The sequence below is a fragment of the Streptomyces sp. Go-475 genome (genome assembly GCF_003330845.1).
GTDB lineage: Bacteria > Actinomycetota > Actinomycetes > Streptomycetales > Streptomycetaceae > Streptomyces.
Window position 1 is genome coordinate 3,663,231 of record NZ_CP026121.1, and the last position, 12,090, is coordinate 3,675,320.

Genomic DNA, 12,090 nt, shown 5'->3' on the forward strand with positions numbered 1-12,090 from the left:
CCCTGCTTGACCTTGCCCCTGGGGCAGGGCCGAGCGTCCTCGTCATCGGGTGGAAGAGCCGCCCGATGACGGAGGATGCCGTGGTGGACGTACCGGACCGGGATCTGCTCACCATCGGGGCGTTCGCCGCGCGCGCCCGGCTGTCGGCCAAGGCCCTGCGGCTGTACGACCGGCTGGGGCTGCTGGCCCCGGCGTACGTCGACGAGGCCACCGGCTACCGCTACTACCGCGCCGACCAGGTGGATCAGGCCCGGCTGGTGGCGATGCTGCGGCAGCTGGACATGCCGCTCGCCCGGATCGCCGAGGTGGTCGCGGCGGGCGACGGGCTCGCGGCGGCCGAGCTGCTCGGCGCGTACTGGGCGGATGTCGAGGCGCGGGTGGCGGGGCAGCGGACGCTCGCCGAGTACCTCCGTGGACGGCTGTCGGGGAGGAGCTCCGAGATGTACGGGAAGTTCACGGTCGAGACGGTGCAGATGCCCGCGCAGGTGGTGATCACCGAGAGGCGGCACACGCTGGCGGACGAGCTGCCGACGTGGATCGGGGCGGCGCTGGGCCGGCTGGAGGAGGCGGCCCGGGAGTGCGGCGGCGTGGCCGGGGTGCCGTACGTCGCCTACTACTCCGAGGTGTCGATGGAGAGCGACGGTCCGGCGGAGGCGTGCGTGCCGGTCGCCGACGAGGCGGCGGCCCGGGCCTGGGCGGAACGGCGGGGGCGGCCCTGGGAGACGGCCGTGCGGGTGGAGCCGGCCGGGCGGCTGGCGTACACCAGGATCACCAAGGCGCAGGTGGCGCATCCGCAGATCCTGGCCGCGTTCGAGGCGGTGGAGGAGTGGATGGCGGCGGAAGGGCTGACGGCGACCGGTCCCTGCCGGGAGCTGTACTTCGCCGACTGGGCCGCGGCGGGACCCGGGGACCCGGTGTGTGACGTGGCGTTCCCGGTGGACTGAGGCCCCTGCAGGGACCGCGGGCACAAGCGGAGCCCTCTCGGCTAGGACGGCGATGCTGGTCGAGAGGGCCCTGTCAGCGCTGCTTGTGCGGGCGTCGTTGCCGGGGTCAGGCCTTGACCGAGGCCACGAAGGCGTTCCACGCGTCGGCGGGAAACGCCAGCTTGGGGCCCTCGGGGACCTTGGTGTCCCCGAGTTCCAGGGCCTCTTCGACGGTCGACCTGACCATCACGCAGGCGCCGTTGTTGTTGGTGTAGGAGGACGTCGTCCACGTTTCCGTGGCGCCCAGACGAATTGCCATGTTCGCTCCGTAGCCAGTTGCGTTTACGCCAACCCGTGCTGGTGGTTGGCGTGATCGACGCTACTCGCCCACATCCTCGTTCGGAGCAGTCATTCACTCGACCGGATGGCATATTCCAGGGGAGACTTCCAGTCAGGCGTGTCAGGGGTGTAGCATCCCGCGCTTTGCCCGGGGGAAGTCCCCTTCCGGCAGCCGCTTCCGGCAGCGGTTCAGCGTGCGTAGTCCTTGGCCAGGCGCTCGATGAGCTGCCGCGACTGGTCCACGTTCAGCGACTGGGCGCGCAGGTGCTCGTACATCACCGTGTACTTCTGCACGTCGAGCGGCTTCTCCAGGTACAGGTCGCTGGTGACGCCCTCGATGTAGACCACGCTGGAGTCGGCCGCGTCGGCGAACTCCAGGATCGAGTACTGGCCGTTGATGCCGGCGTGCGCGCCGACCTCGAACGGCAGCACCTGCACGGTGATGTGGGGCAGCTGCGACATCTCGATCAGATGCTCCAGCTGCTCGCGCATCACTTCCTTGTTGCCCACGACCCGGTGCAGGGACGCCTCGTCCAGCACCACCCACAGCCGCAGCGGGTCCGTCTCGGCGGTGATACGGCCCTGCCGGCGCAGCCGGACCTCGACGCGCTTGTCGTTGTCCGCCTCCGTCGCCTCGGGCGAACCGCCCCGGATGATGGCCTCGGCGTACGCCCGCGTCTGCAACAGGCCGGTGATGATCTGGGGTTCGTAGACCCGCAGCGACTCGGCGTCCGTCTCCAGGCCGATGTAGACGCTGTACGGGATGTCCCCGAAGGCGTGCCACCAGCCCTGCTGGCGCGAGTCCTTGGCCATCTGCATCAGCGAGTCGACGATCCGCTGGTCCTCGACCTCGTAGACCCCGCACAGGTCGCGCACGTCGCGCTGGCTGATGCTGCGCCGCCCGTTCTCCAGGCGGCTGATCTTCGACTGCGACACCAGCAGCCGCTCGGCCACTTCCTCGGCCGTCATGCCCTTGAGCTCCCGGAGCCTGCGGAGCTCCTGGCCCAGCCGGCGCCGCCTGACGGTGGGATTGACATTGGACGCCACGGGACGTGCACCTCCGGCTGCGTGCCTCTACTTTGCGTATCTGCTGTTGAGCAGACTGCCACCAAGGTGCTTCCTACCGCTGGGAAACGGTGGATATGCGACGGGTACACGCCAGTTCGGGCACGGCACGCCGAGCGGGGCGGTGAGAGTCTGCACTCTCTCCGCCCCGCTCGGACAGCGGCTCCCGGTGACCGGGTTCTGGGGTCCCGTGCTGCGTGTGCCGGTCGTCGGTCGTACTGGTGCGGTGCCGTGTGCTGGTGGTGCGCTGCCGTGCTGCCGGCGCGGCTCAGTGGGCCGCGACGCGCGCCATGGGGCCGCGGCGCGGCTGCATCGGAACACCGCGGGCGGGTTCCGCTGCGGCCCGGGTTCCGCCGGCGGCCTGACGGCCGGACGGGGCCGGGCTGCGGCGCGGCTGGGCCGCCACGCCGTTCTGGACGTCCATCACGGCGTGCGCCACGAGGCCGCCCATGGGGTCGTGCCTGATCAGGTCCCGCAGCCGGGAGCGGGACGAACGTCCCTCGTTGCCCGGATACAGGTGCTTGCCGAGGCCGACCGCGTGTGCCAGGGCGGCGAGCGCCGCGGTCCGCGGGTCCGGCGGTACGCCGGTGCGGATCGCCGAATCCAGCCGGGCCCTGATCTCCCGGCTGATCTCGTTGTCCGTCGCCTGGTAGCGAGTCGTCGGCAGCACTCCGCACATCTGGCCCGCCACGGCATGCACCATGCCGCACCGCTCCAGATGCGAGAGGTAGGTCTGGCGGAGCCCGAGACGCGGCCCGCCAATCCAGTTCACTGCCCGCACGGGAGCGCCGCGCCTACGCAGCAACTCCAACGCGCAGTCCAACGTTGGATCTCCAGTCGGCCGTGGTACGACCACGGCGATACGATCCCCGTCTGGGGCTATCCGTCCGGCCAGCGCCAGCTCTACCAGCTGTGCTCCGGCCAGACCGAGGTCGAGCGACTGCGGCTGCGCAGTGGTACCCGTGGTCGGGTCCAATGCCAGCAACAGAAGCTCCTCCGGAAGTGTTCTGCGGCTCCTGCCCATCCATGCCTCCCCGCGTGGATGAATGACAGGGTGACCCCTCTCACATTGGTCTGTCGAGGGTGCGTGACCGGTTCGTAGTGGAACCAGTAGGTATGTCGTTCTCGTCTACCGGATGGGTCCGGTCCGCGCACAGGACACTGGTACATGGTTCGGACAGCGCCGGGGAGCGGTGTCAGGGCGGCGGTTCACGGTTCGTACGCGCACGCGGGGAGTGCGGCGCGAGGAGGAGGCATCGGTGGCGGGCGAGTCCCCCGACAGGTCGAAGCAGCGCGAGTCGTCGGCAGAACCGACGTCGGGGAGCGCGGGTCCGGTTCCCGGGGCCAGGAGCGAGACGGCGGACACGCGCGAACCGCGCGACCCGCGCCTCGCGGTGGCCCGGGACGCGGAGAGGTCCTCGGGGCGCGGGGGTGTCGACACGGCGACCCGCGTCCTGTCCACGCGCCCGTCCGACGACACCGCGACACCCCCGGCTGACGCCGGGCAGGATGAGAGCGACTCGGACAGCGAGGGTGCGGCGGCTGACGCCGGGCAGGAGGCTGTGAAGGGGGCCGGGGAGCCTTCGGGTGCGGGCTCCGGCTCCGGTGAGCCGGGCGATGGCGCCACTGCCGGTGACGGGCGGCTGCGGGACGCCGTCGCCGCGTGGGTCGCTTCGGCGGACGAGGGCAAGGAGCCTGCCGGTGGGGCTGAGAGGCCCACGAAGGCCGCCACGGACGCCCAGGAGGCTGGTAAGCCCACCGGGGCCCCAGAGGCCGACAGGGACGCCGGTGACGGCCGTGAGGCCGAGCGCGCGGACGAGACCACGGACGTCGACACGGACGCGCAGGACGGCCAGGAGGCCGCCGAAGGCGCGGGGGAGGTTGCTGACCCCCGGGACAGCCGTGAAGGCGAGTCCAAGGGCGGCCAGGAAGCCGCTGGAGCGGCGTCCGAGAAGGCCGAGGAGGGCCCTGGCGGGGTCGGTGCGGCCGAGGCGGACCGTTCCGGCAGCGCCGGTGGCGCGGGAGCGGCGCAGGCCGACTCCGGCAGCGAGGAGGGCCCTGCCGCGTCCGCGGCCGAGCCGAAGACTGAGCCGAAGGCCGATTCGAGGGCCGGGTCGAAGACCGAGCGGGAGAACGCCGGGAAGGCCGAGCCCAAGGCCGACGCGGACACCAAGCCGGACGCCGACCCCGAGGCCGACCCGAAGACCCAGCCGAAGACCGATTCGAGGGCCGGGTCGAAGACCGAGCGGGAGACCGCCGGGAAGGCCGAGCCCAAGGCCGACGCGGACACCAAGCCGGACGCCGAGCCCAAGGCCGACCCGAAGACCCAGCCGAAGGCCGGATCTGAGGCCGGCGCAGACGCAGGCGCAGCCGTTGCCTCCGGCGACGGTGACAAGGGCGCCGAAGACGACGTCGAGCCCGACGCCGAGGACGCTCGCGAGGAACCCGAGCCCGCTGACAAGCCCGGCGGCGGCGAGAAGGCCGCGTCCGGCAGCAAGCCCAGCGACGAGAAAGCCGCGTCCGACGACACCGGCGACACCGAGGCCGACGCCGGCGACACCGGCGGCACCGATGACGACCGCCGCGGCCGGCCCGTCGATCAGCCCACCGCCGTTTTCAAGGCCGTCCGGCCGCCCGTCGATCAGCCCACCACCATGCTGAAGCTCGGCGGGGCCGCCAAGGACGTTCCCGAAAGGGAAGCCGAGCGGACGAGCAAGTTCGTCGCGCTCAAGCCCCTCGACGACCCGTCGACCCGGAGGCCGGCCGGCTCCGCACCAGCCCCGCAGGGCTCGCAGGCCCCGGCCGCGCCCCAGGCCGCCCCCGCCGACGCCACCGCCCCCGTGCCCACCGTCGGCCCGGAGCGGACCACGCAGCAGCCGCTGCCGCCGAAGCCGCCGCTGGATCTGCTGGCCGAGCTGACGAACACCCCGCCGCCCCCGGACACCCCGCTGCGGACGGCCGTACGGCGGGTGAAGATCTGGACGCCGCTGGTGCTGCTGCTGGTGGTCGTCTTCGCGGTCGTACAGAGTGTCCGGCCGCTGCCGGCACCCACCCTCGACCTCACCGCGAAGGACAGCTACACCTTCAAGGGCGGCAACGTCGACATCCCCTGGCCCGCCAAGGGCCAGGCCGCGCTGGACGTGCAGGGCATCGGTACGTTCGGCTCGTCCGGCGAGCAGAAGCCCGTGCCGATCGCCAGTGTCGCCAAGGTCATGACCGCCTACGTCATCCTGCGCGACCACCCGCTCAAGAGCGGCGCCGAGGGGCCGAAGATCGAGATCGACCAGGCCGCCGAGGACCAGTCCGACGCCGGCCAGGAGTCCACCGTCGACGTCACCAAGGGCGACAAGATCAGTGAGCGGGAGGCTCTGGAGAGCATCCTGATCGCGTCCGCGAACAACGTGGCGCGGCTGCTCGCCCGCTGGGACGCGGGGTCCGAGAAGGCGTTCGTGCAGAAGATGAACGACGCCGCCAAGGACCTCGGCATGAAGAACACGACGTACACCGACCCCTCGGGCCTGAACAACACGACCGTCTCCACGGCCGTGGACCAGGTGAAGCTCGCCAAGGCCGCCATGCAGCAGCCCGCCTTCCGCGAGGTCGCGGCGATGATGTCGTACGTCGACTACAAGGGCACCAAGCACGACAACTGGAACCGCCTGGTCGGCTCCAACGACGTGACCGGCATCAAGACCGGCACCACCACCTCGGCGCTCGGCAACCTCGTCTTCGCGGCCAAGAAGGACGTGAACGGCGAGACGCGCCGGATCATCGGCGCGGTGGTGCGCCAGCCCGCGGGCGGCCCGGACAACACCATCCTGGGCGCCGCGCTCTACGAGGGCGACAAGCTGATCCGGGCCGCGCAGGGCGCGCTGGAGTCGGCGACGATCCTGAAGAAGGGCACGGTCGTCGGGTACGCGGACGACGGTCTCGGCGGCCGCACCCCGGTCGCCGTCACCGAGGACGTCACGGCCGTCGGCTGGTCGGGCCTGTCCGTCAAGCTGACGTTCGCCGCGGACGACCTGCCGCACACGGCGAAGGCCGGCACGAAGGTGGGCACGCTCACCGTCGGTGACGGCACGACCAGCGCCGTGAAGGTCCCCGTCGCCCTCCAGGAGGACCTGGTGGAGCCGGGCTTCGGGGCCAAGCTCACGCGTCTCGGCTGACCCGGGACGCGCCCCGCACGACCGCACTCCGCCGGTGACGGCCCGTCCGGGCGCCGCCCGGCGGGGTGCGTGCTAGCGTCCCGAACCGGGACAGGTCGCCGTTCGCGGCGGCCACGGCCGTGAACCGGGGGAACGGAACACGGCCGGGAGGAAGAACGAGCCGAGAACAGAAGATCGGGACACGGGGAGTGCCTTCGAGTGGCCACTGCGGAGCCGACACGCGCCGACGACGCCGATCCGGGACCGGTAGCCGGCCCGCGAATACGGGTGCCCGCGGAGCCGGAAGGCACGCCTCGGGAGGGCGCCGGCGCGCCCGGCCCTGACGCCGCATCGGGGCTGCCTCCCGCCCTGCTGGCCCTGCGTGAGCGCATGCTGCGGCACCCGGTGCTGTCCGTCACGGGGCTGGCCGGGGTCCTCCACGTCGTCTGGTTCTTCACGTTCGCGAACAGCGGTGGCGATCTTGCCGCGCAGGACGCCTGGGCCGAGTTCGTCGGCCGCCATCCGGACTCGGCGTACAACCTGGCCTGGTACGGCGGTATGCACCCGGTGTCGTACAGCATGGTGTCGCCGTATCTGATGTCGGTGCTCGGCGTGCGGACGACGATGATGATCGCGGGGACGGCCTCGGCCGGGCTGCTCACGCTGCTCCTGCTCCGCAGCCGCGCCGTGCGCAACCCCCTGTGGGCGTCCCTGGCCGGGGTGTTCGGGCTGTTCTGCAACGCCGTGTCGGGCCGGGTGACCTTCGGCCTGGGCATGATGTTCGCGCTCGGCGCGGTCGCCGTGGTGTTCTGCTGGCCGTACCGCTGGCGTCACAAGCGCTGGGCGAAGGCCCTGTGCGCGGCGCCGCTGGCCGCGCTGGCCACGATGTCGTCCCCGGTGGCGGGCCTGTTCGTGGGGCTGGTGGCGGTGGCGCTGTTCCTGCAGAAGCGCCGTCCCGGTGCCTGGGCGCTGGGTCTGGCGCCGAGCGCGGTGGTGGCGGTGTCGGCCTGGCTGTTCCCCTTCTCCGGGACGCAGCCGATGGCCATCGGCTCGGTCATCCTGCCGCTGGCCTTCTCGATCCTGGTCTACGCGCTGGTGCCGCGGGACTGGAAGACGGTCCGGCTGACGGCCGCGGTGTACGGCCTGGGGGTCGTGCTGGTGTGGCTGATCAGCTCCCAGATCGGTTCGAACATCACGCGGCTGGCGATGCTGTTCGCGGGTGTCGCGCTGGTCGCCGCGCTGCCCTTCACGGTGCCGCGCAGCCGCAAGTGGTACGCGATCGTGGTGGCCTTCGTCGGTTTCACGGCGTGGATCGGCTTCAAGTCGACCGACGACATCGTCCACACGGCCCCGGCGGCGTCCTGGTCGCGTGAGCTGGCGCCGCTGGTGAACGAGTTGCAGGAGGTCGGTGCCGAGAAGGGCCGGGTCGAGGTCGTCCCCGCCCGCTCCCACCGGGAGGCGTCCGCCCTCGCCCCGTACGTCAACCTGGCCCGCGGCTGGAACCGCCAGGCCGACATGGAACGCAACCCCCTCTTCTACGACGACACGCTCAACTCGGCGAACTACCACGAGTGGCTGAAGCGCTGGGCGGTCCACTACGTCGTCCTGCCGAAGGACGAGCCCGACGGTGACGGCGGCGAGCGCGAACGCGCACTGGTGCAGCGCGGTCTGCCCTATCTGACGCAGGTCTGGGGCGACGCCAACTGGCAGCTGTTCAAGGTGACCGCCCCGACGCCGCTGGCCGAGCCGAACGCGGTCGTCGAGCGGGCCGAGCAGGGCGAGATGGTCCTCCGGGTGAAGAAGGCGGGCCGGATCCTGGTCCGCATCCCGTACTCGCCGTGGCTGAGCATCGTCGACGCGGAGGGCAAGAGCCTGGAGCCGCCCCAGGAGACGCCGGAGTCCCGGGACCGCCCCGAGGGCGAGCCGAAGACGTACGTCAACGTCAACGGCTGCCTGACGGAGACGGAGGAGGACGCGCACGGCGACCGGTGGACGGAACTGCTGGCCCCGAAGGCGGGCACGTACCGCCTGGCCGCGCCGTACCAGCTGCCCCGGGGCACACCGTGCCCGGAGGAGCTGCGCTGACCCTCAGCGCAGCCGGTCCACGTACCGGTCGGTGCCGGGCACCGTCGGGATGAACGGCGCCACCAGTTCCACCCTGCCCAGACCCGACTCCGCCACCGCCGTGTCCAGGCCGGTGAAGGAGTGCTCCCAGCACTCCCTCGGATCCGCCTGGAGGAACCACAGCAGGGTCAGTCGGGTGTCGACGCCCTCGACCTGCTTGACGTAGGTCATGCGGTCGCCGGGGAGGGGGGTGGGGCGGAAGACGGTCACCAGGGCGGCCGGGGAGCCCGCGAGGCGCTCGGGGAGGTGGCGGGTGCGCAGCCACTCCAGCAGGGCTGCGCGCTGCTCGGAGCTGTCGGACTCGACGACCTGGAGGACCAGGCCCGCGTAGGGGTGGTCGAGGGCGTGGACGTCCCGGGGTCCGGCCGCGCCGTCGCGGTACACCGTCGCCTCGTGGTCCTGGAACGCCGTGAGGACGTGCGTGCGGTCGTGGTAGACGCGGCCGTCGCGGTTGAGGCGCCTGTTGATGGCGACCGTCCAGCGCATGTGGTCGTCGTAGCGGCCGGCGGTGATCCAGTACGTGGAGAGGTAGCAGCCGGTGGTCACCGGCCGGGCGATCGCCGACGTCTCGGGGTAGCGCAGGAGTTGGAGGTCCCGGGTCGCGACCCAGCGGCGGCCGGCGTACATCCAGGGCATGGCCATCGCGCCGGCGTAGTAGTGGTCGTCCTCGTACCAGCGGTTGTAGGCGTACTCGTGGCCCGGGTGCGGCTCGACCATGGTGATCAGGGCGTGGCCGGGGCGGGGGCCGTAGGGGCCGACGGCGGCCAGTTCCGCGTACAGCTCACTGCGGGTGTCGTCACTCATTGCCTTCCCCTTCGTCGGCGGCTGGCCCATACTCTGACGGCCCGTCAGATAATGCGCCAGAGGTCCGGGGAGGTCCTGCCATGTCGCTGCTCGCGGGGAAGACCGTCGTGGTGTCGGGGGTGGGGGCCGGGCTCGGGCGGCAGGTCGCGGCGGCCGTGGTGCGGGACGGGGGGCGTGCCGTGCTCGGGGCCCGGACGGAGGCGAACCTGGCGAAGACCGCCGGGGAGCTGGACCCGGGCGGGGCGCGCACGGCGTACCGGGCCACCGACATCTGCGTCGAGGCGCAGTGCGAGGCCCTGGCCGGGCTGGCGGTCCAGCGGTTCGGGCGGATCGACGCCGTGGTGCATGTGGCCGCGCTCGACGGGCACTTCGGCGGGCTCGAGGACGCCGACTTCGAGGCCTGGCGTTCCGTCCTGGACGTGAACCTGCTGGGCACCCTGCGGATGACGCGGGCCTGTCTGCCGGCGCTGAAACGGGGCGGCGGGTCGGTGGTGTTCGTCGGGACGCAGTCGGCGGTGGCGGCTCCGTCGCAGGTGCGGCAGGCGGCGTACGCGGCGTCGAAGGGGGCGCTGACGAGCGCGATGTACTCGCTGGCGCGGGAGCTCGGCCCGTACCGGATCCGGGTCAACACCGTGCTGCCGGGGTGGATGTGGGGGCCGCCGGTGCGGGCGTACGTGCGGTCCGCCGCGCGGGCGGAGGGCGTGCCCGAGGCGGCCGTTCTGGAGCGGCTGGCGGGACGGATGGCGCTGCCCGATCTGGCCACGGACACGGATGTGGCCGACGCGGCGGTGTTCCTGGCGTCGGACCGGGCGCGGGCGATCACCGGGCAGTCGTTGCTGGTCAACGCGGGGGAGCTGATGCGCTGAGTTCAGATAGCTGAACCAAGGCCAGCACGCCGAACATCTTTACCTCCCTTTGACCCTACCGTCACTTGTCGTGTTCACGCAGTAGCGCCCACGATGAGCGCCGGGCTGATCCCTGGGAGGGCGCACATGAACGGTCTCGACTGGGCCGTGCTCATCGGCTACTTCGCCGTGATGGTGGCGATCGGCGTCTGGTCGCACAAACGCGTGGACAACGTCAGCGACTTCTTCACCGCCGGCGGCAGGATGCCGTGGTGGCTCTCCGGCATCTCGCACCACATGTCGGGCTACAGCGCGGTGATGTTCACCGGGTACGCGGGCATCGCCTACACCCACGGCGTCACGTCGTTCGTCACCTGGTCCTTCCCCATCGCCCTCGGCATCGCCATCGGCTCGAAGCTGTTCGCCCCGCGCATCAACCGGCTGCGCTCCCGGCTCCATGTGGCCTCCCCGCTGGAGTACCTGAAGAACCGCTACGACCTGAAGACCCAGCAGGCGCTGGCCTGGTCGGGCATGCTGCTGAAGATCGTGGACGTGGGCGCCAAGTGGGCCGCGATCGCGACCCTGCTGTCCGTCTTCACCGGGATCTCCCTCAACCAGGGCATCCTCATCACCGGCACCATCACCGCGATCTACTGCACCATCGGCGGCCTGTGGGCCGACGCGCTGACCGAACTCGGCCAGTTCGTCATCCAGTTGCTGGCCGGCGTCGCGATGCTCGTCGCGGTGTGGGTACGGCTCGACGACCACGGCGGCTTCTTCGGCGTGTGGGACCAGCCGGAGCTCCAGGGCCACGAGAAACCCCTGGTCGGCGACTACGGCACGGTCTTCCTGCTCGCGTTCCTCTTCATCAAGCTCTTCGAGTACAACGGCGGCATGCTCAACCAGGCCCAGCGTTACATGGCCACGCCCAACGCCAAGGAGGCCGAGCGGTCGGCCCGGCTGTCGGCGATCCTGTGGCTGGTCTGGCCGCTGGTGCTGTTCTTCCCCATGTGGATGTCGCCGCTGCTGGTCGAGTCGCAGAAGCCGGACGGCTCCGACTCCTACGCCCTGATGACCGAACAGCTCCTCCCCCACGGCCTGCTGGGCCTGGTCATCGTCGGCTTCTTCTCGCACACCATGGCCATGTGCTCCTCCGACGCCAACGCGATCGCGGCCGTGTTCACCCGGGACTGCGCGCCCGTGGTGTGGCGCCGGGCGCGGGCGTGGAGCGAGGGGCAGGGCCTGCGGGTCGCCCGGATCGCGACCGTTGTCTTCCTCGGCCTGTCCATGGCGGCGGCGACACAGGTCAACTCCCCCACCTTCAAGGACATCATCACCGTCGTCATCAAGTGGGTGGCCGGTCTCATGGGCCCGATGGCCATCCCGATGATGCTCGGCCTGCTGCGGCCCTTCCGCCGCTCCGGCCCGACGGCGGCCCTCACCAGCTGGTCGATGGGCCTGCTGGCCTTCTGGCTGGTGAACTACCCGATCAACTGGAACGTCGAGGGCGGAGTGCCGCTCCAGTACCAGGTGTCGATCCCGCTCGCGGTGTCGCTGGTCCTCTACATCCTGATCGGCTTCGTGAAGCCGGAGGACACCCCCGAGCGGCTCGCGATCATCGAGAAGATCAACACGGACGGGGACGGAGCCGCCGCGGCCGCGATCCCGACACCGGCGGGCGGGGCGCGGGACGGTGCGGTGCGCACGCCGGTGAAGGACTGAGCCACGGGTACACCCGGCACCGGCCGGCGCCCTGCCCGTTCCGCTCCGACCCCGGAGCGTACGCCGGGAACGCCGGGAGTACTTCTCACGTGACGCCACGACGGAAGACGGCCACGCCGGTCT

General features: G+C 71.4%; 9 protein-coding genes. 5 read left to right on the top strand and 4 right to left on the bottom strand.

Annotation, left to right across the window (positions count from 1 at the left end; translation table 11 throughout):
* The first annotated feature begins 65 nt into the window (after nt 1–65).
* The gene (locus C1703_RS16745) at nt 66–944 is read left to right on the top strand and encodes a MerR family transcriptional regulator (protein WP_114253633.1); all 879 of its coding nucleotides are present in this window, start codon (nt 66–68) and stop codon (nt 942–944) included.
* Between the two features lie 106 nt (nt 945–1,050).
* On the opposite strand, the gene C1703_RS16750 is transcribed toward C1703_RS16745, so the two are convergent.
* The 3 genes from C1703_RS16750 to C1703_RS16760 form a co-directional block, all read right to left on the bottom strand.
* Nucleotides 1,051–1,242 carry a DUF397 domain-containing protein gene (locus C1703_RS16750; protein ID WP_114253634.1) on the bottom strand — a complete coding sequence of 64 codons (192 nt, stop codon included), beginning with the start codon at nt 1,240–1,242 and terminating at the stop codon, nt 1,051–1,053.
* Nucleotides 1,243–1,451: 209 nt separating this feature from the next.
* Nucleotides 1,452–2,309 (bottom strand): helix-turn-helix transcriptional regulator, encoded by an 858-nt coding sequence (locus C1703_RS16755; protein WP_114253635.1) that lies wholly within the window; start codon nt 2,307–2,309, stop codon nt 1,452–1,454.
* A gap of 286 nt (nt 2,310–2,595) precedes the next feature.
* Nucleotides 2,596–3,351 carry a GPP34 family phosphoprotein gene (locus tag C1703_RS16760; RefSeq protein ID WP_114253636.1) on the bottom strand — a complete coding sequence of 252 codons (756 nt, stop codon included), beginning with the start codon at nt 3,349–3,351 and terminating at the stop codon, nt 2,596–2,598.
* Nucleotides 3,352–3,586: 235 nt separating this feature from the next.
* Between C1703_RS16760 and C1703_RS16765 the strand changes: the two genes are divergently transcribed.
* Entirely contained in the window at nt 3,587–6,493 is a 2,907-nt protein-coding gene (locus tag C1703_RS16765; RefSeq protein WP_232840504.1) for a D-alanyl-D-alanine carboxypeptidase, read from the top strand.
* A 198-nt stretch (nt 6,494–6,691) separates the two neighbouring features.
* Nucleotides 6,692–8,557, top strand: coding sequence for an MFS transporter (locus C1703_RS16770; protein ID WP_114253638.1), 1,866 nt, complete (start codon nt 6,692–6,694; stop codon nt 8,555–8,557).
* Nucleotides 8,558–8,560: 3 nt separating this feature from the next.
* On the opposite strand, the gene C1703_RS16775 is transcribed toward C1703_RS16770, so the two are convergent.
* The gene (locus C1703_RS16775) at nt 8,561–9,400 is read right to left on the bottom strand and encodes a hypothetical protein (RefSeq protein WP_114253639.1); all 840 of its coding nucleotides are present in this window, start codon (nt 9,398–9,400) and stop codon (nt 8,561–8,563) included.
* 80 nt (nt 9,401–9,480) lie between these two features.
* On the opposite strand from C1703_RS16775, the gene C1703_RS16780 reads away from it, so the two are divergent.
* Nucleotides 9,481–10,266, top strand: a complete 786-nt coding sequence (locus C1703_RS16780; protein ID WP_114253640.1) for an SDR family oxidoreductase — start codon at nt 9,481–9,483, stop codon at nt 10,264–10,266.
* Between the two features lie 126 nt (nt 10,267–10,392).
* On the top strand, nt 10,393–11,967 hold the full coding sequence (locus C1703_RS16785; protein ID WP_114253641.1) for a sodium:solute symporter family protein: 1,575 nt from the start codon (nt 10,393–10,395) through the stop codon (nt 11,965–11,967).
* Nucleotides 11,968–12,090: the final 123 nt, after the last annotated feature.